Source organism: Bradyrhizobium sp. USDA 4011 (genome assembly GCF_054063415.1).
The window spans coordinates 662,786-687,660 of record NZ_JBSSGG010000001.1 but is presented as its reverse complement, the minus strand read 5'-3'; the positions used below and the strand labels follow the sequence as shown (position 1 = coordinate 687,660).

At 63.4% G+C, this 24,875-nt stretch carries 22 protein-coding genes and 4 pseudogenes; 12 read left to right on the top strand and 14 right to left on the bottom strand.

All coding sequences use genetic code 11. The features are described from left to right. Positions 1–88: 88 nt before the first annotated feature. Positions 89–2,035 (bottom strand): AMP-binding protein, encoded by a 1,947-nt coding sequence (locus tag ACVW1C_RS03510; protein WP_456757190.1) that lies wholly within the window; start codon positions 2,033–2,035, stop codon positions 89–91. Between the two features lie 95 nt (positions 2,036–2,130). Here ACVW1C_RS03510 and ACVW1C_RS03505 point away from each other — a divergent pair, with 95 nt between their 5' ends. After that, complete coding sequence (locus tag ACVW1C_RS03505) at positions 2,131–2,916, top strand: enoyl-CoA hydratase/isomerase family protein (protein WP_456757189.1); 786 nt, start codon at positions 2,131–2,133, stop codon at positions 2,914–2,916. A 19-nt stretch (positions 2,917–2,935) separates the two neighbouring features. Here the strand turns inward: ACVW1C_RS03505 and ACVW1C_RS03500 are convergent, their stop codons facing one another. Next, positions 2,936–3,802, bottom strand: coding sequence for a TetR/AcrR family transcriptional regulator (locus tag ACVW1C_RS03500; RefSeq protein ID WP_456757188.1), 867 nt, complete (start codon positions 3,800–3,802; stop codon positions 2,936–2,938). A 624-nt stretch (positions 3,803–4,426) separates the two neighbouring features. Further along, a complete protein-coding gene (locus tag ACVW1C_RS03495; protein ID WP_456757187.1) occupies positions 4,427–5,113 on the bottom strand; it encodes an oxidoreductase in 687 nt (228 codons plus the stop codon). Between ACVW1C_RS03495 and ACVW1C_RS03490 the strand changes: the two are divergent. Continuing rightward, positions 5,086–5,427 (top strand): annotated as a pseudogene (locus tag ACVW1C_RS03490) (LysR substrate-binding domain-containing protein); the annotation flags it as partial. The gene ACVW1C_RS03495 and the pseudogene ACVW1C_RS03490 sit on opposite strands and share 28 nt — an antisense overlap. A gap of 6 nt (positions 5,428–5,433) precedes the next feature. Here the strand turns inward: ACVW1C_RS03490 and ACVW1C_RS03485 are convergent. The 4 genes and pseudogenes from ACVW1C_RS03485 to ACVW1C_RS03470 all read right to left on the bottom strand — a co-directional run bounded on the left by ACVW1C_RS03485 (position 5,434) and on the right by ACVW1C_RS03470 (position 8,969). After that, positions 5,434–6,582 carry an FAD binding domain-containing protein gene (locus tag ACVW1C_RS03485; RefSeq protein ID WP_456757186.1) on the bottom strand — a complete coding sequence of 383 codons (1,149 nt, stop codon included), beginning with the start codon at positions 6,580–6,582 and terminating at the stop codon, positions 5,434–5,436. 39 nt (positions 6,583–6,621) lie between these two features. Continuing rightward, positions 6,622–7,149: an FAD binding domain-containing protein gene (locus tag ACVW1C_RS03480; RefSeq protein WP_456757185.1), complete on the bottom strand. Its 528-nt coding sequence runs from the start codon at positions 7,147–7,149 to the stop codon at positions 6,622–6,624. A gap of 70 nt (positions 7,150–7,219) precedes the next feature. Further along, positions 7,220–7,726, bottom strand: a pseudogene (locus tag ACVW1C_RS03475) (FAD-dependent monooxygenase); the annotation flags it as partial. 40 nt (positions 7,727–7,766) lie between these two features. Then, positions 7,767–8,969 (bottom strand): MFS transporter, encoded by a 1,203-nt coding sequence (locus ACVW1C_RS03470; protein ID WP_456757184.1) that lies wholly within the window; start codon positions 8,967–8,969, stop codon positions 7,767–7,769. A 426-nt stretch (positions 8,970–9,395) separates the two neighbouring features. Between ACVW1C_RS03470 and ACVW1C_RS03465 the strand changes: the two genes are divergently transcribed. From ACVW1C_RS03465 to ACVW1C_RS03455, 3 genes are read left to right on the top strand one after another with little or no spacing between them, the layout of a single operon-like run. Further along, the gene (locus ACVW1C_RS03465) at positions 9,396–10,703 is read left to right on the top strand and encodes a c-type cytochrome (protein WP_456757183.1); all 1,308 of its coding nucleotides are present in this window, start codon (positions 9,396–9,398) and stop codon (positions 10,701–10,703) included. 42 nt (positions 10,704–10,745) lie between these two features. Beyond that, entirely contained in the window at positions 10,746–11,237 is a 492-nt protein-coding gene (locus tag ACVW1C_RS03460) for a (2Fe-2S)-binding protein (protein ID WP_456757182.1), read from the top strand. After that, entirely contained in the window at positions 11,234–13,462 is a 2,229-nt protein-coding gene (locus ACVW1C_RS03455) for a molybdopterin cofactor-binding domain-containing protein (protein ID WP_456757181.1), read from the top strand. Before ACVW1C_RS03460 ends, ACVW1C_RS03455 begins: the two co-directional genes overlap by 4 nt. A 16-nt stretch (positions 13,463–13,478) precedes the next feature. Here the strand turns inward: ACVW1C_RS03455 and ACVW1C_RS03450 are convergent, their stop codons facing one another. Beyond that, positions 13,479–14,150, bottom strand: coding sequence for a TetR/AcrR family transcriptional regulator (locus tag ACVW1C_RS03450; protein ID WP_456757180.1), 672 nt, complete (start codon positions 14,148–14,150; stop codon positions 13,479–13,481). 197 nt (positions 14,151–14,347) lie between these two features. Here ACVW1C_RS03450 and ACVW1C_RS03445 point away from each other — a divergent pair, with 197 nt between their 5' ends. Genes ACVW1C_RS03445 through ACVW1C_RS03430 form a run of 4 tightly spaced genes read left to right on the top strand, consistent with a single transcriptional unit; the run spans position 14,348 to position 18,063 of the window. Further along, positions 14,348–15,598 carry an FAD binding domain-containing protein gene (locus ACVW1C_RS03445; RefSeq protein ID WP_456757179.1) on the top strand — a complete coding sequence of 417 codons (1,251 nt, stop codon included), beginning with the start codon at positions 14,348–14,350 and terminating at the stop codon, positions 15,596–15,598. A 30-nt stretch (positions 15,599–15,628) separates the two neighbouring features. Continuing rightward, positions 15,629–15,928, top strand: a complete 300-nt coding sequence (locus tag ACVW1C_RS03440) for a DUF485 domain-containing protein (protein ID WP_456757178.1) — start codon at positions 15,629–15,631, stop codon at positions 15,926–15,928. Then, positions 15,925–17,583 carry a cation/acetate symporter ActP gene (gene actP, locus ACVW1C_RS03435; RefSeq protein ID WP_456757177.1) on the top strand — a complete coding sequence of 553 codons (1,659 nt, stop codon included), beginning with the start codon at positions 15,925–15,927 and terminating at the stop codon, positions 17,581–17,583. Before ACVW1C_RS03440 ends, actP begins: the two co-directional genes overlap by 4 nt. Before the next feature lie 36 nt (positions 17,584–17,619). Beyond that, entirely contained in the window at positions 17,620–18,063 is a 444-nt protein-coding gene (locus ACVW1C_RS03430; RefSeq protein ID WP_456757176.1) for a hypothetical protein, read from the top strand. A 111-nt stretch (positions 18,064–18,174) separates the two neighbouring features. On the opposite strand, the pseudogene ACVW1C_RS03425 reads toward ACVW1C_RS03430, so the two are convergent. The 4 genes and pseudogenes from ACVW1C_RS03425 to ACVW1C_RS03410 form a co-directional block, all read right to left on the bottom strand. Beyond that, positions 18,175–18,360 (bottom strand): annotated as a pseudogene (locus ACVW1C_RS03425) (transposase); the annotation flags it as partial. Between the two features lie 70 nt (positions 18,361–18,430). Beyond that, positions 18,431–18,667 (bottom strand): hypothetical protein, encoded by a 237-nt coding sequence (locus tag ACVW1C_RS03420; protein ID WP_456757175.1) that lies wholly within the window; start codon positions 18,665–18,667, stop codon positions 18,431–18,433. A gap of 239 nt (positions 18,668–18,906) precedes the next feature. Continuing rightward, a pseudogene (locus ACVW1C_RS03415) lies at positions 18,907–19,505 on the bottom strand (NADPH-dependent F420 reductase). A 41-nt stretch (positions 19,506–19,546) separates the two neighbouring features. Beyond that, positions 19,547–20,281, bottom strand: coding sequence for an SDR family NAD(P)-dependent oxidoreductase (locus ACVW1C_RS03410; RefSeq protein WP_456757174.1), 735 nt, complete (start codon positions 20,279–20,281; stop codon positions 19,547–19,549). Between the two features lie 289 nt (positions 20,282–20,570). Here ACVW1C_RS03410 and ACVW1C_RS03405 point away from each other — a divergent pair, with 289 nt between their 5' ends. Further along, positions 20,571–21,467 (top strand): LysR family transcriptional regulator, encoded by an 897-nt coding sequence (locus ACVW1C_RS03405; RefSeq protein ID WP_456757173.1) that lies wholly within the window; start codon positions 20,571–20,573, stop codon positions 21,465–21,467. A gap of 110 nt (positions 21,468–21,577) precedes the next feature. Here ACVW1C_RS03405 and ACVW1C_RS03400 read toward each other — a convergent pair whose 3' ends face one another. Continuing rightward, complete coding sequence (locus tag ACVW1C_RS03400; RefSeq protein ID WP_456757172.1) at positions 21,578–22,141, bottom strand: TetR/AcrR family transcriptional regulator; 564 nt, start codon at positions 22,139–22,141, stop codon at positions 21,578–21,580. A gap of 111 nt (positions 22,142–22,252) precedes the next feature. Between ACVW1C_RS03400 and ACVW1C_RS03395 the strand changes: the two genes are divergently transcribed. Continuing rightward, positions 22,253–22,906 (top strand): glutathione S-transferase, encoded by a 654-nt coding sequence (locus ACVW1C_RS03395; RefSeq protein WP_456757171.1) that lies wholly within the window; start codon positions 22,253–22,255, stop codon positions 22,904–22,906. A gap of 178 nt (positions 22,907–23,084) precedes the next feature. On the opposite strand, the gene ACVW1C_RS03390 is transcribed toward ACVW1C_RS03395, so the two are convergent. Beyond that, positions 23,085–23,738, bottom strand: a complete 654-nt coding sequence (locus ACVW1C_RS03390; protein ID WP_456757170.1) for a glutathione S-transferase family protein — start codon at positions 23,736–23,738, stop codon at positions 23,085–23,087. A 573-nt stretch (positions 23,739–24,311) separates the two neighbouring features. On the opposite strand from ACVW1C_RS03390, the gene ACVW1C_RS03385 reads away from it, so the two are divergent. Further along, positions 24,312–24,785: a VOC family protein gene (locus ACVW1C_RS03385; protein WP_456757169.1), complete on the top strand. Its 474-nt coding sequence runs from the start codon at positions 24,312–24,314 to the stop codon at positions 24,783–24,785. Positions 24,786–24,875: the final 90 nt, after the last annotated feature.

Below are 24,875 nucleotides of genomic sequence, written 5' to 3'. Positions count from 1 at the left end.
CTTCGTCAAGGCAACTGACCTGGCCGGTTGCCTTGACGTCTGGCTTCATACGACGCGCCGCCTGCTCAGCGTCAATCCTGGCCGGCTGCTACGCCTTGAGCGTCCGTCGGATGTGCTCGATGGCCTCCGGGTTGGCGAGCGCCGACAGATCGCCGGGGTCCTTGCCCTCGAAGACGGCACGGAGCACGCGGCGCATGATCTTCATGTTGCGCGTCCTCGGCAGGTCGTCGACCAGCAAGACCCGCTCCGGGCGGTACGACGTGCCCATGCCGTGCACCAGTGCCTGCGATAACTCCTCGGAGAGCGCGCGGGAATCCTGCGCGGTGACGCTGGGCACGCAGGCGCACACGATTGCCGAACCTTTCACCGGGTGGGGGACGCTGAAGACCGCGGCTTCCGCGACCTTACCGGTCGCAGTCAGTATTCCCTCAAGCTCTGCGGGGCCGACGCGCTTCCCCGAGATCTTGATGGTGTCGTCCGAGCGGCCGAGAATGTAGTAGAGGCCGTCCTTGCCCCGCATGGCAAAGTCGCCATGCACCCAGATTCCCGGGATCGTTTTCCAGTAACTCTCGAGATAGCGCTGGTCGGCCTTCCACAAGCTCTTGGTCAACCCGATCGATGCATGACGGAGGACCAACTCGCCGACCTCGCCGTCGGGGACGCGGTTACCCGCCATGTCGACGATATCTGCGCCGACACCGAGCGCCGGCCGGGAGAACGAACACGGATTCATCGGATGGTTCGGCGTGCCGGTGAAGATGCAGCCGCCGACTTCCGTGCCGCCGGAGATATTGATGATCGGGATCTTCGCCTTGCAGACATGCTCGAAGAACCATCGCCAAGGCGTCTCCGTCCAGGCCTCGCCGCCTGACGTGGTTATTCGCAGGCTCGAGAGGTCGTATTGCTCGACCTCCTCGCCATACCGCATCATGCCGCGCACGATGGTCGGTGAAACACCGAGATAGGTGACCTTGTGCTCGGCGATCAGGCGCCAGAAGCGTCCCGTATCGGGATAGTCCGGGGTCCCTTCGGCGACCAGCAGTCGGCCACCGGCGAAGCTCGGAATGCAGGCGCACATCGCGCCCACCATCCATCCCATGTCGCTGAAGAAGAAAAACAGGTCCGTTGGCTTGAAGTCGCCGCAGATGATCATGTCCCGCGTGACCATTGAGCCGATGAAGCTGATATGCGTCCACACGCAGCCCTTCGGCTCGCCGGTCGTGCCCGACGTGTAGAGAAGGATGGCGGGGTCTTCCGCGTCCATCTCGGCGGTCGGAAGCTCTGCCCCCTCCTGGGCGATCTCGTCCCACCAGTGGTCGCGTCCCACCCGCATCGGTGTGTCAATGCCGAGCCCGCCGCGGTCAGCCACGATCACATGCCGGACGCTCGGTGCTGTTTCGAGTGCCTCGTCGAGAGCCGATTTCAGCGGGGCCGGCGTGCCGCGACGCCAAGTGCCGTTGGCCGTGATGACCGCCTTGGCTTCACCGTGGTTGAGCCGCGACCGGATCGGGTCGGGGCCGAAGCCCGAGAACAGCGGCATCACGATCGCGCCGATTTTCAGGATCGCGAAGAAGGCCACGAAGGTTTCGGGCAGGTTCGGCATGTAGATGGCGACGACGTCACCCTTGCCGATTCCGAGCTTGCGCAGGCCGGAGGCCAGACGCTCGACGGCGGAAGCGAACGCGGCGTAGCTCAGTCGTCGCTGCTCGCACCTGTCTTCGCCCTCCCAGACCAGAAACGTCTTGTCCCAGACGTCAGTTCCTCGGTGCTTGTCGATGCAATTGAGGACGATGTTGGTGGTCCCCCCAACGCACCAGCGCGCCCACGGCTCGCCTCGAGCAAGATCAAGGATCTCGTCGGGTTGGCGATAGAATCGAACGTCGCAGAACTTGAACACTTCCTGCACGAGCCAGGCCGGATCGGTGTCAGCCCTGGCCGCCAGCGCGTCGTAATCCGGCTGCCCCGTCGCGCGAAGAAACGCGCTCAGGTTGCTCTTCTCCACCAGTTCCGCGGGGGGCGTCCAGAGATGCGCCATTGGTTTCCTCCTGCTTCAAGAGCTGCGCCATCTTCTTGCATTTGGCTGGCGACGATGTATTCTAACAAATGTTAGAATTCAAGGAAGAAGACGTCGTGGCTGATAAAGAGCAGGTCCGCTATTCGGTCGAGGGCGGCATCGCGACCGTGACCATCGATCGTCCCGAGCGCAAGAACGCGCTCTCGGTCGAGGCGATGAATGGCCTGACGGATGCGTGGAGCAAGGCCGAAGCCGATCCATCTGTCCGCGTGGTCATTCTGACCTCCGCTGACTGCGGCGTATTCTGCGCCGGGCTGGATCTGAAACAGGCCGCGGAGATCCGGGCGAGGGACGGGGTGGATATCCTGACCCGGATGCGCGATCCCATGCAGCACGCGATGCGGAAGGTTTCGAAGCCGATCATTGCCGCGATGACAGGATCCCTGATGGCCGGCGGGATGATGCTTGCGCTGAAGTGCGATCTGAGGGTTGCCTTGCGCGGCACGCGTGCCGGGATAACCGAGGTGAAGATGGGGCGCGGATCCCCGTGGGCGGTGCCGATGCTATGGATGGTTCCGCAGCCGCTGCTGATGGAAATGGTTCTGACCGGCGAGACGATACCGATCGAACGGCTTGCGGAGCATGGTTTCCTCAACTCGCTCGAGGATACCCCACAGGCCGTTCGCGAACGTGCCAATGAACTGGCGCGGATGATCGTCACGGGCGCGCCGTTGTCGGTCAAGGCGGCCAAGGCCAGCGTCCTTGCGGCGATGGATTTGGGGCTTGCTCGGGGCCTCGTCGAGGCCGAGCGACTGCATGTGGAGGCCTATGCCAGCCTCGATGCGGTAGAAGGGCCGAAGGCGTTCGCGGAGAAGCGGAAGCCGGTCTGGCAAGGCAGATAGAAGAAGGCAGATAGAAGGGTCAGGGCTTGCTGACGCCTTCGAAGATCAGCAGCTCCGTACGTTCGGCCAATTCAAGCACCGCGTCCCTGTTTTCCAGCCTGAACCACTCGATCGTCCAGTTCAGGGCACCGATCACGAACATGCGCAACGGCACCACTTCCATGTCGGCCCGGATCTCGCCTGCGCGCCGCGCATCGATGAACAATTGGTCCCAATATTCGGCGTAGGCTCGCCGCAGCGGCCGATGCGGCTTCTTCAGGTGCTCCGGCAATTGCCCGTAGATGCGGATGTTGGCCGAGGTGAAGTCGCTGGTCTCGAGCAGGGCGACAAGATGAGCCTCGATCGCGAGGCCGATCCTGCGCCGGTGCGACACCTTGCCGGCTCGTTCGACTGCGTTCTTCACGCTCTCGAAGACGTGACGAAGGCCGCGGTCCAGCACCTCATTGAGGATCTCCTCCTTGGAATCGAAGTGGTAGTAGATGCTTCCGGCCTTGATTTTCGCCTTCGCGGCGATCTGGCGCAGCGTCGTGGCCGAAAATCCTTGACGGCGAAATAGCTGCGCCGCGGACTTCAGAATCAGGTCTCGAGACCGTTCCGACTTCAGCTGTGCGGGGGCGTCCTCCGCCTCGGTATTGCGTTTGTTCGCAACCGAAGTGGCCTTGGGGCGACGCGCCGCCGCCCCAGGACGGGACCCGTCACGAGAACGCGTGGATGACCGAATTGCCCTCATTCCTGCCTGAAGCTCGTTATCGAAAGTTTGCTGTGCCGACCTGTGTTGGCGATGAATCCCGTTGCCGCTCGAGGCAGATTTGGCAGATCGTCTACATATTTCAATGATGAACAGATTCCTAGAGGGCGATCGCGAGCAGGCCTTACCGGCACGCACCTTAGCCCTTTCCAACGGCTCGTTGTCGTCATCGACAGGGCGACACTCTTGAACATCGCGGGCGATCCGGCCGAGCGGGGTACCGGCACCCCGATGGATGCTGATCAGCAGAGGGATCCCGAATGGAGCGACGCAGGCTTTTGGGGTCGGGATGCGACAGAAGCCGCCTCTGATGGGTCGGGGCCTTCGCGTCACCTGGCTGCCAAGTCTGGTCCAATTTGGCCTTGCGCGCCCCGTAGGATGTGAGGCGGGGTCAGCGGCGCCTTCGAGGTCGCGGACCTGAGCGCAACAGGTCGCTACCGAACGTAACGCCGCGGCCGACAGCTAGCTAGCGCGCTCGTGTTGATACTCTCAATGTTGACGATATCAGGCGGAAATCGAGAGAAGCGAAGCGGTGGCCGTTCACGCCGAGCACACGTCGACTTCGTCGAGTGACCCCGATAGTTGCCGAAGCCGCGATTCAAACAAACTATCTGTGAATTCAATACCGAAAAATAGGGGCGGGTATACCGTGGGGATTTTACCGCCGACTTGCAGGATTTGTACTTGCAAATCAACGCGGACACGGCGTCATAGAGGATTGAGTGGGAGTAGTGCCGGGACTTGCCGAATTTGCTCCCACCGCTACCGCAGAGTACTATTCTTCTTACCAATTTCTTCGTCAATGAACGCTAGGCTCGGATAATCGAGATACCCTGCATCCGACCCGCCATAGATCCCAACCGGCTGCGGCGAATTGTAGGGACCGCCAGCTCGTATCCGCGCCGGGAGGTCCGGGTTGGCGAGAAAGAGGCGGCCGAACGCGACTGCGTCAGCCTCGCCGGAATTGACGATATCGGTGGCACGCTCGGGGGTGATGCCGGCATTGACGATGAGAGGCCCGCGATAGTGCTCGCGGAATATCGCCAGCATTCGCTCGTAGTCCGGCGCTCCGGTCCAAGCGTTGGTGTCTGCAAGGTGCAGATAGGCGAGCCCCGCGGTCTGTAGCCACGGCGCGAGCCGACCATAGGTGTCTTCCGGCTTCGGGTCCCGCGTGCTGTTGTATTCGGCAAAGGGCGACAGCCGCAACCCTATCCGCGATCGCGGCACGACGTCGGAAGTCGCCGCAACAATTTCGAGAAGCAATCTGGAGCGCGCTTCGATGCTTCCGCCGTACTGATCGGTTCGCAGATTGATGGTCGGCGAGAGAAACTGGTGAACCAGATAGCCGTTGGCGCCGTGAATCTCCACACCGTCAAACCCGGCGCGAACGGCGTTGGCGGCCGCCCGTCGAAATTCGCCCACGACGGTCTCAATCTCTGCGGTGGTCATCGCACGCGACGGGCAATCAATGGAAGCTGACAGGCGACGATGGCGTCCATTGGATCCAGCCGGCGTGGTCGCTGTGCGTCAACAACGCCGAGGTGCTGCGCGACGTAGCGGTCAGGGGCAAGGGCATCGCGCTGATACCGGAGTTCATCGCGGCGGAGGCCCTGAAGAACGGCAGCCTCCAGGCCGTCCTTGCCAACTATTCGGCGCCGCCGCTCACCCTTTACGCGGTCTATCCGCCGACGCGACATCTTGCCGTCAAGGTTCGGCCCTTCATCGATTTTCTCGTCGATCGGTTCGGTTCGGGCGCCGGCTGAGGCTCGCTAGTCGGTGCTTCTATCGCGTGACCAGCGATTGCCGAGCGCAAGGCCGTATTGGTAGAGCGCGTTGCCATATTGCAGCTGCAACCGTTCGGTGGATTGAAGCGCGACGTCGACATTCGCGCGTGCTGATTTCAATGCGCGTGCGAGAACCGAGGCCTCGTAGGCCGCCTTGGCGGTCCCTCCGGCCGTGTGCGGCCGCACCACGAAAGCTGCGTCGCCGGTCAGCAGGACGCGGCCGAACAGGGTTTTCGGCACCGTCACGTCAAGGATGCTCTGAAGGAACGGATCCGGCGTCTCCGAGACCAGCGCGGCCATCTTTGGATGGATCTCGCGCAAGGCACGCGCCCTCAGATCGGCAACGGTTCTTTCCGGCGTCGTGCCGCGCGGAAGCGAGGATCGATGCCGCGTGCCATCCTTGTCGGTCAGCACAGTCGCGAGCTCGGCGGCACCGACGTGCACGTACCAAACCCAGTTGAGCCGACGTGATCCGACCGTCACGGCGCCGTCGGGTCCCGGGATGAAATACGCCAGCATATGGCCGCCATTGCGGGCTTCCGAGAAGGTGAAACGATCGTCGAAGAATGGGAGGAGATCGGAAGGCACGTTGCGCTCATCGAGCGTGCCTCTCCAGGCAACATAACCGGCATATCTGGCCTCGACATCAGGAAGCATTTGACGCCGGACCGTCGAGCCCGAACCGTCGGCGGCCACTAACAGATCGCTCTCCACGACGGAGCCGTTGCCAAGCGTCGCCGAGACCTTCGAGCCCGCCTGAGACACCGCCATCACTTCGGAGTCAGCCCGATAGCATTCATCGGGAACGGCTGCCCGCAGCGCCGTGTGGATGGCTTCCCAGGAGGTGAATTCCTGCGGCATGTCCTGGAGAACACCATCGCCACCGTCCGGGTCGAGATATCGCCGGCCGCGGCAGGTCGTGAACGGGAGCGGACCTGCACCGTTTTCCTCGAGCAACTGGATCAGTTCTCGCTGAACGACGATCCCGGCTCCTCGGGCCAGCATCGGGCCCGGCACGCGCTCGTGCACGGTGACGGTCGCGCCCAATTTGCGAAGGGTGATTGCATTGCAAAGCCCGGCGACCGATCCGCCGCTGATCGTCACCCTGAAATCTTGATCGTGATGCCAGCTCATCTGCTTCTCCCTGACTTGCTGTTTCGCCAACTGGCGGGCTCACACGAGGTGCGCACCCAGCTCGCGGCCGGACGCGGCGATAGCGGCGCCTGCTTGTCTGCGTTCCCGGTCGTATCGCTGGAGCGCCTCTCCGAGCGGCGCCGATGCAAGGTGCTTTCGCAGCGCCATGGCGTCAGCCGCCGCCTTTGCGATGCCCATCCCCGTATGCGGCCGCACGACGAATGCCGCGTCTCCCACCAGCGCAATGCGTCGCGAGGTCATTCGCTCCGTTTCGTAGTCGAAGACCCCTTGCACGAACGGCTGGGATGTCGCTTCGATCGCCGCAGCGAAGGAGCGCGGCAGCAATCGTTTGGCGTCCTCGACGAGCCCGTCGCGGGCTTGTGCGGAGATCGCGCCCGGAGGCAGCGAGTATGGGTGGATGCGGCCTTCGCGATCGGTGAGCACATCGTCGCGCGCCGCCGGTCCGATCACCGGCCGATACCAGACCCAGTTGTACCTGCGATCTCCGGGCTCGGTTTCGCCGCCCGGTCCGGGGACCAGGAAGCCGATCACGTGGGAATGCGGCATGCGGAAGTATGCGAAGCGCTCGAGGAGGTCGCTGGCCACGAAGCCCGGCAGGTCGCGGCAAGAGGCCGCGCCACCCGACATAGCCGGCGTAGACATTTGCAGCGGCCTGGCCGTCGACCGCGGTGCGCGCGACGGACGCTATACCGTCAGCGCCAATGACGAGATCGGCAGCCGTCTCGCTTCCGTCGCTGAAGCGAACGACGACCCGATCGGCCTCCTCGTGAAGATGTTCGACCTTTCGATCAAGCACGTATAAGCCATCCACGATCTGCTTTCGAAACACGCGATAGATCGAGTCCCACGACAGCTGCATCTGGGGCGGCATCTCTTGATCGATGGTCGGGCCCGTGTCGCCGAACACAATGCGTTCCCGCGCGACCACCCCGACGCGTGCGACATGTTCGCACCCGGCCGCGCGCAGAATGGCAAATGTCTCGCGCTTGCCCAGCAGACCGGCTCCGCGCCCTTCGAGCCCATGGACCGATCGCTCGTAGACGGTGACGTCGTGTCCATCATGGGCCAGCAGCGTTGCGGTGAACAATCCCGCGAGGGAGCCTCCGACGACCGCGATTTTCATGTCTTGCGATCTCCAAATGCGTCCGTTCGACCTGGCGAGGTCAGTGATGCGCTGCCTTCCGGCCGAACAATGTCGGCAACTGCAAGAACAGACCAGCGGCCGCAAGTACCGCGCCGTAGCCGCAAACGCCGAACCACGACGCGTGCGCATAGGCCCAGCTCGCGCCGAGGGATCCAAGCGAACCGCCGATGAACATGGCCGTCATGAAAACCGTGTTCAGCCTGCTTCGCGCCTCGGGACGGAGCGCGAAAATCAGATGCTGGTTGGCCACCAGCGCCGCGTTCACGCCGACGTCCAGCAGCACCACGCCGACGGTCAGTCCGGCGATGGTGTTCCAGCCGCCGAACACGACCCAGGAGGACAGCGAGATGGCGGCGGCGATCGCAATCACGAGATGTGGGCCGCGCTTGTCGGCTGTGCGGCCGGCGAGCGGCGCAGCGAGGATCCCCGACGCGCCGATCACGCCAAACAGGCCGGCGATCTCGGGGCCGAAGCCAAATGCCGGCTCTTGCAGATGCAGGGACAAGACGGTCCAGAAGGCGATGAAGGAGGCGAACAGCATCGCTTGCGTCGCAGCGGCCAGGCGAAGCGCCGGCTCTTCGATCAGTAAATGCAGCAGCGAATGCAGCGCAGCGGCGTATCCCAGGCTCTGCGTCGGATGATGGCGGGGCAGGGTCGTGCGGACCAGCACGGCGGCGCCGAGCGCCAAAGGCACGCCAAGCCAAAACATCTCGCGCCATCCGAAATGCGATCCGACAAAGCCGGCTATCGTGCGGCTGAGAAGGATTCCGCCGAGGATTCCGCTGACGACCGTTCCGACCGCGGCGCCCCGCGTCTTGTCGTCGGCGAGCGTCGCGGCGAACGGAACGATCTGCTGCGCCACCGTGGCCGCTACCCCCAGCACAAGCGAGGCTGCGATCAACGCGAGCGTGGTCGGTGCCACAGCAGCGAAGGCCAGTGCTGCCGCCAGAACGACGAATTGCGCGGCGATAAGACGACGTCGCTCGACGAGATCGCCCAACGGGACGAGCAGGAGGAGACCGGCGGCGTAGCCAAACTGCGTGGCCGTGGGTATCAGGCCGATCGCAGAGGAGTTCGGATAATTCGCTTCGATGAGGCCCAGCAGCGGCTGATTGTAATAGATGTTCGCGACCGCGATGCCCGCACAAACCGCCATGGCAAACGTGCGTACGCGGGTGAGTTCTGGGACCCGTTGATCCGTGCTGAGAGCAGACGTCGACATGGCCGCAATCCTCGCTGGTCCGCGCGCAGCTTCTGTTCGCCGCGCCGGACACTTGACTTCAAACACGATCGGCAGCTAATTATCAAATGATAAATAACAAGTCCGTGCAAAATGAATGGCTGTCATGTGCAGCGGGCTGCACAGTGCGCGGTCTTCCGGATGAAAGAGTTCTCGCAAGACATGTTACGCGGCTGGCCTGCGAACGTATTGGACTGAATGCGCATGCTTTGGACTGGCTTTTGAATCGGCGGGCGCATTGCGGCGGTGCGGCCTCCCGGTCGAGCGTCGTTGGCCGAACCGGCGACACGACGCCGGCGTCCCGCAGCGTCGCGACCTCATCGGGAGATTGTTCAAGGGCCGCATCAAATTGAAAAGATGATGCCTGCAGCGGACTGATATGGCGTTTCCATTGAGGAAGGAACGGCGATGAAGCTCAGGTCAGTTCTGCTCGCGCTGCTTGCCGTCGGGGCGATCGGTGGGATGGGGGCGCTCCTCTACGCCTGGGAATCGCCAATCGCTCCGATCGATCCGCGATCAGCCAGGGCCACCGATACTGTGATGGTGCGTCGCGGAGCAAGCCTCGCGCTGCTTGGTGACTGCGCCACGTGCCACACGGCGACCGGCGGAGCACCATACGCGGGCGGACTTGCGATGCCGACGCCGTTCGGCACGATCTACTCCACCAACATCACGCCCGATCCGGAGACCGGCATCGGTCGATGGTCGGAGCAGGCATTCGTTCGCGCCTTGCGGTCCGGCGTGGATCGTGAAGGCCGTCACCTTTATCCGGCGTTCCCGTACGACCACTTCACACGCGTCACGAACGATGATGCGAACGCATTGTATGCCTTTCTGATGTCGCTCGATCCGGTCAGGTCGTCGGCGCCGCCAAACGGACTGCCGTTTCCCCTCAATATCCGCCTGACGCTCGCCGGCTGGAAGCTGCTGTTCCTGCGTCAGGAGCGCTTCGTCGCCGACCCGTCGAAGGATGCGAAGTGGAACAGGGGGAAGTATCTGGTCGACGGACTGGGGCACTGCGGCGCCTGCCATTCTCCGCGAAACCTGATGGGAGCAGAAGAGGTCTCGGCCAGCTTCCAGGGCGGCGTGGCCGAAGGCTGGCGTGCCTACGCACTCGGTCGAAGCTCGCCGTCGCCGGTCCCGTGGGATGTGGCGGCCCTGACGGATTATCTCGCACGTGGCTCGCATCCCCAGCATGGGACAGCTCAAGGGCCCATGGCGAACGTGACCGACAATCTGTCCCTGGTCGATCCCGCCGACGTCAGTGCGATGGCCTACTATCTGGCCTCGCTCGGCAAGAGCGAAGCGCGGACCGACGCAAAGATCGCTGCTCCTTCGGGGCCCGGACGATCGCCCCAGGTGGCTGGTGCGCAAGCTGCGACGCCGCCCCTCCAGTCCGATCCGGGTGGAGCGATCTACGGTGTCGCTTGCGCATCGTGCCATGAGGGCGGCAGACCTTTGCCGCTGGGAGGCGTCAGCCTTGGTCTCTCCACGGCCCTTGCCGACGAGACGCCAGCCAACCTGATCAATCTCGTGCTGCGGGGAATCCCCGCGTCCTCCGATGGTTCGGCGCGTCCGATCATGCCCGGCTTTGGCGATGCTCTCGACGACCGGCAGATCTCCGATCTCGCCAACTACCTGCGTACCCAGTTCGCCGGCAAGACCCGGTGGGACGGGGTCGCCAAGGCGATCGCAGACGCAAGAGCCAACCGGTGAGCCGGACAAGGGAACAATGAGCAGAAGGGCCGCTGACGCGCCATGACAACGCTGACCGTTAACGGCGAGAGCCGACGATCCATCAAGGCGAGTCCGGACACGCCGCTGCTCTATGTTCTCCGGGACGAACTCGGGCTGAACGCCGCAAAGTACGGTTGCGGCCTCGGCCAGTGCGGCGCGTGCACCGTGATCGTCGATGGCAAGGCCATCTTCTCATGCATCACGCCGGTGATGGTGCTGGAGGGGCGCTCCGTCACCACGCTGGAAGGGCTTGGGAGCCAGGCGGAGCCAGGCCCGTTGCAGCAGGCTTTCATTGCCGAGCAGGCGGCGCAGTGTGGCTATTGCATTCCCGGCATGATGATGCGCGCCCAGGCGCTGCTCAATCGTGATCCGAACGTGACCGACGAATCGATCAGGGCCGAACTTCAGCCGCATCTGTGCCGATGCGGAACTCACATGCGGATCTTGCGTGCGGTCCGCCGCGCCGCCGACGAGCTGAAGAAGAAGTCTGCCGAGGTGAGGGCGGGGCGATGACGCATGCTGTCTCTCGACGGAGCGTATTGGCGGGTGCCGGCGCGCTCATTGTCGCCTTACGATTCTCCGGAGCCCACGCGCAGACCGAAACCGGGACCGGTGGAGGCCCCTCGAAGTACGGTCTTCCCGGAAGTCTCGACGACACGCCAAACATCGACGCCTGGATTCGCGTCGATGCGTCGGGCGCGGTTATGATCCTCACAGGAAAGGCAGAGCTCGGCCAGGGTCTCAAGACGGCGCTGCTCCAGGTCGCAGCCGAGGAGCTCAAGGTGCCGTTCGACCGGCTATCGCTCGTCACGGCAGATACCGCACGGACGCCGAATGAAGGCTATACGGCCGCAAGCCATTCGATGCAGGACTCCGGCACCGCAATCCGGCACGCCGCGGCTCAGGCGCGCGAGATCCTCCGTGACGAGGCTGCCCGCAGGTTTGGCGTGCCGGCGGCCTCGCTCCAGGTCCGCAACGGCGCCGTGTTCGGCCCGCACGGCGCTCGCCTGACCTATGGCGAACTGGTTCGCGATCAACTGTTATCTGTGGAAGCGAGCACAGCGTCGCATCTCACCTCGCCGGCAGACTTCACGGTGATGAACCAGCCGGTTTCGCGGATCGATATTCCGGCCAAGGTGAGCGGCGGTAGCGCCTATGTTCAGGATCTGCGCCCCGATGGGATGCTGCACGGTCGTGTGGTCCGTCCCCCGAGTTACGGGGCGATCCTGCGCGATCTCGATGTCGCGCCTGTCGAGCGGATGAACGGGATCGCCAAGGTCGTGCGCGACGGCAATTTCCTCGGCGTGATCGCAGACCGGGAGTGGACCGCCGTTCAGGGAATGCGAACGCTCGCTGCGACCACGACCTGGATCGAACAGCAAGCTCTGCCTGATAGCGCGGACCTGCCGGGTGCCCTGATCAATCTGCCTTCGCGCGACACGACGATTCACGATGAGGGACGTCCGGGCCAGCCGGGAATTGCGGTTGAAGCGACCTTCAGCCGGCCTTATCTCACCCATGGATCGATCGGGCCGTCCTGTGCGATAGCGCAATTCCAGGACGGGATGCTCACGGTTTGGACGCACACGCAGGGCGTTTTCTTCCTTCGCGATGCGATTGCCGGCATGCTGCGCATGCCTACCGAAAACGTTCGCTGCATTCATGCGGAAGGGGCCGGTTGCTACGGTCACAATGGCGCCGACGACGCCGCGGCCGATGCAGCGATGCTCGCCGTCGCGATGCCCGGCCGGCCGATCAGGGTCCAGCTAATGCGGGAACAGGAGCACGCCTGGGATCCATTTGGCCCTGGCATGGTGGTCAAGCTCCGCGCCGCGGTCGGACCGGACGGTGCGATCGCGGATTGGCACTACGAGGTCTGGAGTCAGTCGCACATGATGCGGCCCGGACCTCCGGGAACGCTGACGGCCGCCCGACTGAAGTCCGACGCTTCTCCCCCCGCGCCGCCGGTTGCACTGGCGCAGCCCGAGGGCGGCGGCGATCGCAATGCAATTCCGCTCTATGCAATCCCGAACTGCAAGGTGATCAGTCACTTCCTGCCCGACATGCCCTTGCGTGGCTCCTCCATGCGCTCGCTGGGCGGGTACCTCAACGTGCTTTCGATCGAGAGTATGTTTGACGAGCTGGCTGCGCACTCGGGGCAGGATTCCGTCGCGTTTCGGCTTCGCCATACGGTCGATCCCCGCGCGCGCGACGTCATCGAAACTGCGGCATCCCGATTCGGCTGGGCAGCGCGGGTCAAGCGCTCGGACAGCACCGGATTCGGCTTTGGCTTTGCACGCTACAAGAACCTCGAAGCCTGGTGCGCGGTGGCCGTCGAGATCGAAGTCGTACGCCTCAGCGGCGCCGTTCGCGTCCGTCGCGTCGTGGCTGCGGTGGATACGGGGCAGGTCGTGAACCCGGACGGTGTCCGCAACCAGATCGAGGGCGGCATCCTGCAATCGATCAGCTGGACGTTGATCGAGCAGGTCACGTTCGATCGCACCCGTGTCACGTCGGTCGATTGGTCCGCCTATCCCATCATGCGGTTCGACAGCGCTCCGGGCGCGGTTGACGTTCACCTGATAGATCGGCCTGGCGATGGCTTCTATGGTGTCGCCGAGGCCGCGCAAGGGCCGACGGGAGCCGCGATTGCGAACGCGATCAGAGATGCAACCGGCGTTCGGATGCATGACCTCCCGTTCAATCCCGCCCGCATCAGGAAGGCGATTGGCGCGTGACTGGAGCGAGCGGGATCTAGGCGATCGCCTTCGCCGGGAGGACGAAGCGAACGCCGCCCAGGAACGTCGTCACCTTTGCATCGATGATCGAATTGACGTCGGTTTCCAGGGGCATCGAGTAGATGAACTTGCGAACCCCGAGATAGAAGATCGCGGCGTGCAGGCCCCATACCATCTCGACTTCGAGATCGGTGGTCGGCAGCTCATCGGTCGAGGGACGTCCATATTCGAACCTGATCTCCTCGATCACCCTTTCGAACGCACGTTCGCGCAGCATCTTGAGATAACGGGCGTTCAGTCCGAGGTCCCTGAGGCCCGCGAACATGAACAGGCGGATCCATTCGTAGGTGAGGATGACCTCGGCGTATTCGCGATAGAACTGGATCAGCCTGGCCTTCAGGGGAACCGAGCGATCGGTGATGATCTTCTCCCAGGACGGTTTCCAGCGTCCGACGAAAACTTCCTGGTAGACCCGCTCGATCAGGGCTTCCTTGCTTGGAAAATAGCGATAGAGCAGGGGCTGGGTGATGCGCAGCCGCTTTGCGAGTTCGCGGGTCTGTCCCTCGAACCCGTGCTCGGCGAAAAACGACACGGCTTCTCGCGCGATGATGGCTTCCCGCTCGGACGGGTCCAGCCTCTGCTGTTCTCGGATCGGCGTCGGAAGACGCGCTCTTCTGGCCTGCTTCACGTCTGATTCGTCGGTTAGAGGGCACTTTCGTGCCTTCATACACCGATTTGCCGCCAGGGCCGACCGCAAGCGGCGCATCACCTTTTGTTTATCGTTTGATAAATAACTATTGACTTGGATCAACGCTGTGCCAATAATTGATCAATTGATAAATAAGCGTCAGTTCGCGCGAACCGATCAGCGAAAGGAGGATGCTCATGAGCGACGACCGCTGGAAGCGTGCAGCGCCGCCGAAGGCACTTGTGATCGGCGGATCGATGGCCGGCCTGTTCGCCGCGTTGCTGTTGCGGCGGGAAGGCTGGAACGTCGACGTCTATGAGCGCATCGGTGCGGAGCTCGCGGGCCGAGGCGCGGGCATCGTCACACATTCGGAATTGTTCGACGTCTTGGGCCGGGCCGGCATCGATACCGCGGCCGCGGCGGTCGGGGTCGTCGTTCCGGGGCGGCGCGTGCTGGACCGGAGTGGCCGTATCGCAGGCGAGCTCGGGTTGCGGCAAGTGCTGACGTCCTGGGGACACCTCTACGGGCTGTTGAAGGCGGCGTTGCCGCCGCAACACTACCATCACGGCAAGAGCCTCGAGGATGTTGCGGAGCTCGGCGACCGGGTGGTGGCGCGCTTTTCCGACGGCACCGAAGCGTCGGGAGACCTGCTGGTCGGCGCCGACGGGATATTCTCGAGCGTCAGGACGCAGCTCGCGGCCAACGTCGAGCCCAAATACGCCGGTTACGTCGCATGGCGGGGCCTCGTCAACGAGCGGGACCTGTCGGCCCGGACGCGGGCGGAATTGTGCGACTGGTTCGCCTTCAGCCTGCCTCCCGGGGAGCAGATGCTCGGCTATCCCGTTGCCGGGGCCAACGAAGAGATGGATGTCGGCGAGCGCCGCTTCAATTTCGTCTGGTATCGCCCGGCCGACGCCGACCAGGGACTGGCGGATCTGCTGACGGATATCGACGGTGTCAGGCAGCCATTGTCGATTCCGCCGACCAGGATTCGATCCGATGTGATTGCCGCGATGCGCCGGGACGCGGAGCGGCTGCTGGCGCCGCAATTCGCCGAGGTCGTTCACCGCACGTCTCAGCCCTTCATCCAGGCCATCCTGGATCTCGAGACACCGCGCATGGCGCTCGGATCCCGCACCGTCATCCTTGGCGATGCTGCGTTCGTGGCGAGGCCCCATGTCGGCATGGGCGTGACGAAAGCCGCGGCGGATGCGGCGGCTCTGGTCGATGCGTTGCGCGCCCTTCCGGCCGATCTGCCGGCAGCGCTCGCGAAATTCGAATCGAGCCGGCTTCCGTTTGGGGCCGCAGTCGTGCGGCGCGCCCGCCATCTTGGCGCGTACATGCAGGCGCAAATCGCCACGGCCGAAGAACGGGCGATGGCAGAGCGGCATCGCAGCCCCGAGGCGGTGATGGCGGAGACTGCGGTGGCAACCGGCATTGCCGCCTAGGCGAATTCAACGGAGGGAGGACAATCACCCATGGACCTGCAAACCATCCAGCAGCATCCGACATTCAGACAGCTTGCGAGCGAGCGCGCACGCCTTGGCGTTGCGATGTCGATCGTCATGGCCGCTGCCTACTTCACCTACATCCTGACTATCGCATTCTGGCCCCGGCTGCTCGGGTATCCGTTGTGGAGCGGCACCGTGATCACCTGGGGCGTGTTGGTCGGCGTCGGCCTGATCGCGCTCGGCTTCCTGTTAACGGCGGTCTACGTGCGGCGCGCCAATTCCCGTTTCGACAGCCTCAGTCAGCTGCTTCTGGAGGATCTCCGATGACATCACGCCCGGCTTGCGCAGCCTTGTTTGTAACTGCAGTCGTCCTGCTTTCCGGGCCCGCAGCGGCCGACGCGCTGACATCGGCGACAGGCACGCGGCAACCGTTGAACGCGACGGCGATCGCCATGTTCCTCGGCTTCGTCGCGATCAGTCTTGGCATCACATGGTGGGCTGCGCGGCGTGGTACGAGCACGGCCAAGGACTTCTATGCCGCCGGCGGCGGTCTCAAGGGTGTCCACAACGGGCTAGCGATCGCCGGCGATTACACGTCGGCTGCGACATTCCTGGGCGTCACAGCGCTCGTCTATGCCTCGGGCTACGACGGCATGATCTATGCGATCGGCTTCCTCGTCGGCTTTCCGATGATCCTGTTCCTGATTGCTGAGCCGTTGCGCAATCTCGGCCGCTACACGTTTGCCGACGTGGCGGCATATCGGTTGTCCGAGGTCCCGGTGAGGGCCGTCGCCGGCGTCAACACGCTCGTGATTGTGGTCTTCTATCTGATCGCCCAATTGGTGGGGGCCGGCAAGCTGATCCAGCTGTTGTTCGGGCTTCCCTACATCTACGCGGTCGGCATCGTCGGCGTGCTGATGATGATCTATGTGACGGTCGGAGGCATGCTCGCGACGACCTGGGTGCAGATCATCAAGGCCATCCTGCTGATGTCCGGCTCGGTCCTGATGTCGATTCTGATCCTCGGGCACTTCGGCTTCAGTCTGGAGGCGCTGTTCCGCGAAGCCGTGACATTGCATCCGAAGGCCGACGCCATCATGGCGCCGGGCGGACTCGTCAAGGATCCGGTATCGGCGATCTCCCTCGGGCTCGCCCTGATTTTCGGCACGGCCGGATTGCCGCACATCCTGATGCGCTTCTTCACCGTGAGCGATGCCCGCCAGGCGCGTACGTCGGTGCTGGTTGCGACCGGGTTCATCTCCATCTTCTACAGCCTGTTGTTCGTGCTCGGCTTCGGCGCCATCGCGATCGTTTCGGCCAACCCGCAGTTTCGGGATGCGTCGGGCGGGCTCGTTGGCGGCGTCAACATGGTGGCTCTGCACCTGGCCGATGCCGTCGGCGGATCGCTGCTGCTCGGGTTTATCTCGGCGGTGGCGTTCGCGACGATCGTCGCTGTCGTATCAGGGTTGACGCTCGCGGGAGCCTCGGCGGCGAGCCACGACCTCTATGCCCGCGTGATCCGCCGGGGCCGTGCGAGCGAGCACGAGGAAGTGTTTGTCTCGAAGGTTGCCGCGGTTGCGATCAGCCTGGTTGCGATGGGTCTGGGTGTCTTGTTCGAGAACCAGAACATCGCATTCATGGTCGGACTGGTCTTTGCGATCGCGGCGAGTGCGAACTTCCCCGTGATCCTTCTCTCGATCGTCTGGCCCGACCTGACGACGCGCGGCGCCGTGAGCGGGTCGCTCGCCGGCCTGCTGGCATCGGTGGGACTGGTCGCCCTCAGCCCGGGCGTATGGACCGCGGCGTTGAAGCTCGGGCCTGCACCATTCCCTTACGACAATCCGGCCCTGGTCTCGGTTCCTCTCGCCTTCGCCGTATCATGGGCGGTGTCGGTGCTGGACCGCAGTGCGGCGGCGGCTTCTGTCCGCGCATCGTTCGGCGCGCAGCACGTCCGTGCCCAGACCGGGCTCGGCGTCGAGTAACGCAACGTGGATCACTTATCCCAAGGAGGCACAACAATGAGCACCGGCGCGATCGAAACGGGAAGGGTGGCCTGGCCTGACGCCATTCGCAAGGAGTTCGATACCAACCAGCTCAACGGGCGGGTCGGGACGCGACTCCTGTCCGAAACCGAGCGCGTGCGCGTCTGGGAAATCCGGCTTGCGCCGGGTGAACGCATCGGATTCCATCGTCACGTGCTGGACTACTTCTGGACCGCGGTAACGCCGGGCCGGGCGCAGTCACGTGCGGAGGACGGGACGATCGTCGAAGCCGTCTACTCGGCCGGCGAGACGCGTCACTTTGTCTATGGCAAAGGCGAATACAAGATCCACGATCTCGAAAACGTCGGCGATACCGACTTGTGGTTCACCACAGTTGAGTTCCTCGACAGCGCCAATGCGCCCTTGGAGCTTGGCCGCATGCGCGAGGGCGAAACTTCCTCCAAGCGGGGCGATTCCTGAGGGAGCTAAACTGCAGCCGAGGCACAGGCTGTGTGCGTAAGACCCCGGGAGCCATGGAAGCCCTGGCATCGTTGCGACGCTCCGTCCGCAGAACGATGGGGGTACGGATGGCTGCCAACTGGCGTTGAGCACATTGCTGACGGTCGCCTTGATGCCCTCGTGGGCATCAGAGATGACCAGCTTGACGCCGCGCAGGCCGCGTCGCGCAAGCTTGCGCAGGAACGCCGTCCAGAACGTCTCGGCTTCGGAGGGACCAATGTCCATTTCAAGCACTTCGCGCCGGCCGTGATCATTGACGGTACGCGATTGCTAACCCGCCATAGAGCAATCTGCTGTTTCGTTGTGCGTCTTGATGCCCGCGACGCGATCAATACGGACCCGGCTCGCAGGGGACATTGTCGCCGGTCCAGGGCGCGGTGGCAAACGAACCGACGCGCGGTGCTGGAACGCACGCGCGCCCGTCAACGTAGGCGGGCTCGGACGGCGCGGCGGCGTTGGCCTCCGCGACGTGGCGGGACACGGCGTGGGTTTCACGCGCCATCGCCGGCGACGCGATCATGGCAACCGCGATCAAAGCAGCCGACAGAAGTTTGACGTTCGTCATTGAGTTTCTCCGTTCTTCACCGGGCCAAGGGGGCTGGCCTCGTCAGATAGATGTGCGCGGCAACGGCGGACTTAAATGCAATCCTCGCTCACGCCGGCTCAACGCTGCGTGAGCAGGCGTGGCCCGCAATCAAGCGCAGCGCCGGGCACTTCCTGTCATCGTGTCACGTAGTGTCCCGCATGTCGCTGTGCTCATGCGGGCTACTCGCTTTTCGGGCCAATCACGCGATCGTGGATCGATTACTGCTCCTTGTTGAACAAATCCTGGAAGATGAGCGGGCCCCAAATGCGGCCGCGTGCGTGGATCAGCGCGCCACCCTCGTTGAGCTTTCCGAGTTTCACGGGTGCGAACCCTAGTTGTTTGGCCAAGGCCGCCACGAGAGCGGTCGCGTCCTCGTCGTCACCAGACAGAAAGATCACCCGGTGGCCGCCCTCGACGATCGGATCGGCAGCCAGCTTGGCCGCAATCAGGTGATTGAACCCTTTGACGAGCTTGGCGCCGGTGAACGCCTTCGCGACGAAGGCGGAGGACGGGAGACCGTCCAGCTCTTCAGGGACTGGAAACGCGTTCATCGCATCGATCACCGTCTTGCCTTTCCAGCTCGGCAGGGCCTTCGCAACCTCGCGATGCTCCCGAACGGAACCGCCAGGATGATTGTGTCAGCCTCGAGTGCATCCCGCAGCGACTTGGCGACAACCGTGGGTCCAATCGCCCGAGCCTGCGGCGCCAACGCCTCGGGCGGCCGGCGGCTCGCGACGGCTACCTCGATGCTCTTGCGGGCGAAGGCGCGGGCGAGGGCCTGGCCTATCGCACCGAATCCTACAATCGCATAGCTCATCATACTTCTCCGATCCGTGTTGATGTTGATGCCCCGGCCATTCAAATGGCCGAGAAGCCGCCGTCGACAGACAACTCCACGCCATTCACGAAGCTGGAATCGTCTGAAGCAAGGAACAGTGCGGCCGACGCGATTTCCTCAGGACGACCCATCTTTCCCCGTGGAATCAGGGATTCGAACATCCGCTTCGCTTCCTCGGTGAGAACCTGGTCCTGCATCGGCGTGGCGATCGGCCCCGGGTGCAGCACGTTCACCCGGATATTCCTGCCTTTCAGTTCGTTGAGCCAACCGCGTGCGAATGCGTGCAACGTCGCCTTGCTCGCCGCATACACGCTGTAACCAGGAAAGCCTTTGATCGAAGCAACTGACCCGGTCATGAAGATCGATCCGCCATCGTTGAACAGCGGCAACGCCTTCTGGACCGTAAACAGCGTGCCGCGCGCATTCAGGTTGAAGGTCGCATCGAAATGCTGCTCGGTAATCTCGCCCAGTGGGACGGCTTCGCCGATGCCGGCGCTCGCGTACAGGACGTCGATCTTTCCCTTTTCCCGCTTGACCGTGTCGAACAGGCGGTCGAGGTCGTCGAGATTGGCTGCGTCGCCGCGCACGCCGGTCACGTTCCGGCCAATCAGCTTGACGGCCTCGTCGAGCGCCTCCTGCCTCCGGCCCGTGATGAAAACATAGGCGCCTTCTTCAACGAACCGCCGGGCGCTCGCCAGCGCCATGCCGCTCGACCCACCCGTGATGACTGCAACCTTACCCTCAAGCTTTCCCATGACTTCTCCTTCAAATTCCGTCTTTGGTCGCTCGGGGAGGCTCCCCGAGAACCTCGAGATGGGTCCGCCGGCGTCAGGCGTTGAGTGCGGAAGCGCGCACATCGGTGGTGCGAAATCGATCCGGCTGGACGAGTACGCCAGCCGCGACGATCGGTGTCCGCTGTTCGGAATTGGGCTGCGTCTGTCGGCATGGGCTATGATAACTGCCCGTGCTACCCACATACGGGACGCCGTTTGATGTATTGGACACGGGCTTTAGAAGGCACACCCCGCGGTGCCGGATTGCACCATGATCGACTGGGATGACGTTCGTTACTTTCTGGCCGTCGCGGGCGGAGGCTCGGTGCGAGCTGCCGCCGAGCGCCTCGGTGTGAACCACTCGACCGTGCTGCGACACATCGCCCAGCTCGAGGAACGGCTCGGGGTGCACATGTTCGAAAAGCTGCCTTCGGGCTACCGCCTGACGGCTGCGGGCGAGGAGGTCCTCGAGTTCGCAGAGCAGATGGAAGCGTCTTCGCACCTGCTGGAGACGCGCGTCTTCGGGCGCGACCAGAGCGTGCGCGGGCTTCTGCGGGTGACGCTGGCACCGCCGCTTGCGGCACATCTGTTGATGCCGGACTTCGCCGATTTCGCGCATCTACATCCGGACATCGAGATGGAAATCTTGTCGTCCGGAGAGCTGGTAAATCTGACCAACCGAGAGGCCGACGTCGCGATCCGCGTCGTCTACGACCGCAAAACCCTGCCGCTCAATCTTCACGGCCTGAAGGGACCGGAGCTGTTCGGCGGCGTCTACATGTCCCGCGATCGACTGGCCGCGTGGCGCGCCGGCGCGCCTGATCCGATCCGGTGGATCGTCATCAGCATTCATGGCATTCCGGATTGGGCCAGCGAGGGCGAGGTTCGCACGACGGGGGTTCCATTCAGGACCACGGACGCCGAGGCGCAGATCGTTGCTGTACGGCAAGGGCTCGGGATCACGACACTGCCGTGCTTCGTCGGCGATGCCGACCCCCTGCTGGTGAGGGTGCCGGGCACCGACCTGCACATGTACGGAACGCTCTGGCTTCTCACACAGGGCGAGACACGCAAGACGAAGCGCGTGCGGCTTTTCACGGAGTTCGTATCCCGCAGGCTCGCCGCGTACGGGCCGCTTCTCGCCGGGCTATCTATATCGCGCGACTGACGCGCGGCAGGTCGCCGCAGGCGCCATCGCGGTCAATCCCCCGTGCAGACGGTAGTCTTCGAGTGGGAGTAGGGCGTCTCCGCCCCACTGCGGTCTGATGTTCGGACCATCTATGCCGGCAGAAGACCAGCGGCGCGATAGTTGTCGATCATCGAGTCGTAGAGCGAAATATCGGAGCGGCTTCTGGCGACGAGCTGCGCTCCGGCAATTGCGGCGAAGATGGCGCGGGCCCGCTGTTCGCTCTTCCTTGAATTGACCAGGCCCGCGGCCACCAACAGCTTGCTCAGCCACGCCACGTTGACGTCGGCAAAGGTCTGGACCTCCTTCCTCACCGCGTCCGGAAGATCGTCGACTTCCGCGGACATGAAGCTGCACAGGCACATGCGATTGTTGCTCTCGAGCGCTTTGCGAAACACATCGGGATATCGACGCAGGCAGCGGACAGGATCCGTCGCCTCTGCCAGCATCGCCTCGAGTTGGGCGGCGGTGTCCTCCCAGTATCGCCGCGCGACGGCTACGCCGAGATCGGCCTTGCTCGGGAAATGGTGATAGATGCTGGCGGCCTTGATCCCGACCTCGTCCGCGAGATCGCGGAAATTCAAGCCGCCATAGCCGCGCGCCTGCGCGGTCCGCTTTGCTGCCGCCAGGATGGTTTCCCGAGAGCTTGAACTCACTTCATCGCCTCACTGCTTCGTTATCTACCAAGTGATAGATAGACCTTGACCGGCCGGATTTGAAGGCTTCATATGCTACCTACCAAGTGACAGGTAGACAAGGGAGTCATGATGAAGATTTACGATTGGCCAACCGGCCCATATCCGGCCCGCGTTCGCATCGCCCTGGCCGAGAAGAACCTGCGGTCGCACATGCAGTTCGTCTTGGTCGATCTCTACAAGGGCGAGCACAAGAAGCCCGAATTCCTCGCCAAGAACTACTCGGGCACCCTGCCGGTGCTCGAACTCGATGACGGGACCTTCATTGGCGAGTGCACGGCCATTACCGAGTACCTTGACGCGCTTGATGGCGCGCCGACGCTGACCGGCAGGACGCCGCGCGAAAAGGGCGTGATCCACATGATGAGCAAGCGCGCCGAACTGGAACTGCTCGACGCCATCAGTGTCTATTTCCACCACGCCACGCCGGGTCTTGGGCCTCATGTCGAGATGTATCAGAATCCCGAATGGGGATTCCGCCAGCGCGACAAGGCCCTCAGGGGGATGCACTATTTTGACGGCATTCTGCAAAGACAGCCGTTCGTCGCCGGCGAGGCGTTCACAATGGCCGATATCACCCTCATAGGCGGTTTGATCTTCGCGGGACTCGTAAACGTGCCGGTGCCGGTGGAGTGCGAGGCTCTTTCGGCATGGTATGCAAGGATGCAGGAGCGTCCCAGTGTCAAGAACCGGATAACGATGTCCGAGCCGATCGAGGCATCTTGATTGAAATCGTAGTCTGCGAACAACTGCTCGACTGGCAAGCATAGCCCGGATGGAACGACATCCTGGCGTTTCCGATGAGCACATCGTTGGTATCCCGCATGTCGCTCCGCATGCGGGATATGCGGCGGAACGACATCATGCGTCGACTGCAACGGTATCCACGCGAGACGCCCCCTGATCAAGCGGTTGGTAGCTCCCTTGTGTTCGCCGCGAGCTGTGCGGCGAAAGCCCGCTTGTAAGCCGGCCGGGCTTCGCCGCGGGCGACGTAGGCGGCGAGGTTCGGATATTCGTCGAGGATGCCGGACATTCTCAGCCTGAGCAGCACCGAGACCATCATCAGGTCGCCCGCGCTGAACGCGCCATCGAGCCAGTCGGCAGCGCCGAGGCGGGCGGCGAGCTGCTTCAGCCGGTCGCGGATGCGATCCATGACCAGGGGCAGGCGCTCCCTGGTCCATGGCTTGTCGCTCTCCAGGATCCTGGCGGTCACAAGCTCGAGGATCGGCGGTTCGATCGTGTTGACCGCGGCAAACATCCAGCTGATTGCGCGGGCGCGGGCATTGGCATCGCCGGGCAGCAGGCCCGCATGACGCTCGGCGATATGGAGCACGATCGATCCGGTCTCGAACAGCGCGAGATCACCTTCCTCATAGGTCGGAATCTGGCCGAAGGGATGCAGCGCCAGATGTGCGGGCTGCTTCATCGCCTGGAACGAGACAAGGCGAACTGCGTAAGGCTGGCCCACTTCTTCCAGCGCCCAGCGAACGCGCGTATCGCGCGCCAGTCCCTTGCCGCCATCGGGCGACCGTTCGAAGGCGGTGATGGTGGGGGTCATCGTTTCTCTCCGTGTCCTTGCCTGGTGTCCCGAGGACGAGCGGGCGGCGCGTGTCACGACAGCCGATCCTGGAATCTTTCGACGCCGTTCGCGTGCCTGAGTTGCCTCGACGCAAATCAAATCTGGTTTCCCCGCCTGCGACAAATCACCCCGACGGGCAACTCACCAAAACCTGTCAATCCTGCGGCCTCGTCGAAGCCTTGGCGTAGACGGGACCGGGCAATCCAGTACGCCGAGGCTTCTCGGTTCAAGCACTGGCGTCTCCGGATCGCCCGGTCGAGCCGGGCGATGGCGCCGAACAAGCTGTTTGACGTTTTGAATCGAGAGCCATCCATCGCCGTCGTCCCAGCGAAAGCCCGGACCCATTACCCCGAATGAGAATTGTCGCGCGACGTTGGGGCCATGATCCCGTTCATCATCAAATTCGGTGGTTGTGGGTTCTGGCTTTCGCCAGGACGACGGTGGTGTGTGCGGAGGCGTGTCGTCACAAACGTAGTTCCCGCAAATTATTTTCGTCGGCCTGTCGGCTGGCGTCTTGGCCAAGCGTCCTTCGCACAAACCAGGAGACTGCAAATGACCGATCTCGTCACATGCCTTTGGTTCGATCAGGGCCAGGCGCGCGCAGCGGCGGAATTCTATGCTGCGACTTTTCCCGACAGCCATGTCGATGCGGGGCATGTCTCGCCGATACCCGGCATCGGGCAGGGTGATGAACTGACGGTGGAGTTCACCGTGCTCGGCCGCCGCTTCGTCGGGCTGAATGGCGGCTCCAACTACACGCCGAACGAAGCGGTCAGCTTCATGGTGCTCACCGACAGCCAGGAGGAGACCGATCGTTACTGGAATGCGGTCACTTCGAACGGCGGCAAGGAATTGCCGTGCGGCTGGTGCCGGGATCGCTGGGGATTTACCTGGCAGATCGCGCCGCGGCGGCTGCTCGAGCTCGTCAACGGATCCGATCGCGCCGCCGGACGGCGCGCGATGGAGGCGATGATGACGATGAAGAAGATCGACATCGCCGCGATCGAGCGGGCGGCCGCCGCGTAATCCGCTTGGGGGCATGATTTGGCCCGGACGCGACAGTCATGTGTCGGATCAAGCGGGTGGCGCGGTCGCGCAACTATTCGCGCCGCGGCC

Coding starts and splice junctions, on each gene's coding strand:
- ACVW1C_RS03510 (WP_456757190.1), bottom strand. CDS start 2,035: ATGGCGCATCTCTGGACGCCCCCCGCGGAACTGGTGGAGAAGAGCAAC.
- ACVW1C_RS03495 (WP_456757187.1), bottom strand. CDS start 5,113: ATGACCACCGCAGAGATTGAGACCGTCGTGGGCGAATTTCGACGGGCG.
- ACVW1C_RS03485 (WP_456757186.1), bottom strand. CDS start 6,582: ATGAGCTGGCATCACGATCAAGATTTCAGGGTGACGATCAGCGGCGGA.
- ACVW1C_RS03480 (WP_456757185.1), bottom strand. CDS start 7,149: ATGCCGCATTCCCACGTGATCGGCTTCCTGGTCCCCGGACCGGGCGGC.
- ACVW1C_RS03470 (WP_456757184.1), bottom strand. CDS start 8,969: ATGTCGACGTCTGCTCTCAGCACGGATCAACGGGTCCCAGAACTCACC.
- ACVW1C_RS03465 (WP_456757183.1), top strand. CDS start 9,396: ATGAAGCTCAGGTCAGTTCTGCTCGCGCTGCTTGCCGTCGGGGCGATC.
- ACVW1C_RS03460 (WP_456757182.1), top strand. CDS start 10,746: ATGACAACGCTGACCGTTAACGGCGAGAGCCGACGATCCATCAAGGCG.
- ACVW1C_RS03455 (WP_456757181.1), top strand. CDS start 11,234: ATGACGCATGCTGTCTCTCGACGGAGCGTATTGGCGGGTGCCGGCGCG.
- ACVW1C_RS03445 (WP_456757179.1), top strand. CDS start 14,348: ATGAGCGACGACCGCTGGAAGCGTGCAGCGCCGCCGAAGGCACTTGTG.
- ACVW1C_RS03440 (WP_456757178.1), top strand. CDS start 15,629: ATGGACCTGCAAACCATCCAGCAGCATCCGACATTCAGACAGCTTGCG.
- actP (WP_456757177.1), top strand. CDS start 15,925: ATGACATCACGCCCGGCTTGCGCAGCCTTGTTTGTAACTGCAGTCGTC.
- ACVW1C_RS03430 (WP_456757176.1), top strand. CDS start 17,620: ATGAGCACCGGCGCGATCGAAACGGGAAGGGTGGCCTGGCCTGACGCC.
- ACVW1C_RS03420 (WP_456757175.1), bottom strand. CDS start 18,667: ATGACGAACGTCAAACTTCTGTCGGCTGCTTTGATCGCGGTTGCCATG.
- ACVW1C_RS03410 (WP_456757174.1), bottom strand. CDS start 20,281: ATGGGAAAGCTTGAGGGTAAGGTTGCAGTCATCACGGGTGGGTCGAGC.
- ACVW1C_RS03405 (WP_456757173.1), top strand. CDS start 20,571: ATGATCGACTGGGATGACGTTCGTTACTTTCTGGCCGTCGCGGGCGGA.
- ACVW1C_RS03395 (WP_456757171.1), top strand. CDS start 22,253: ATGAAGATTTACGATTGGCCAACCGGCCCATATCCGGCCCGCGTTCGC.
- ACVW1C_RS03390 (WP_456757170.1), bottom strand. CDS start 23,738: ATGACCCCCACCATCACCGCCTTCGAACGGTCGCCCGATGGCGGCAAG.
- ACVW1C_RS03385 (WP_456757169.1), top strand. CDS start 24,312: ATGACCGATCTCGTCACATGCCTTTGGTTCGATCAGGGCCAGGCGCGC.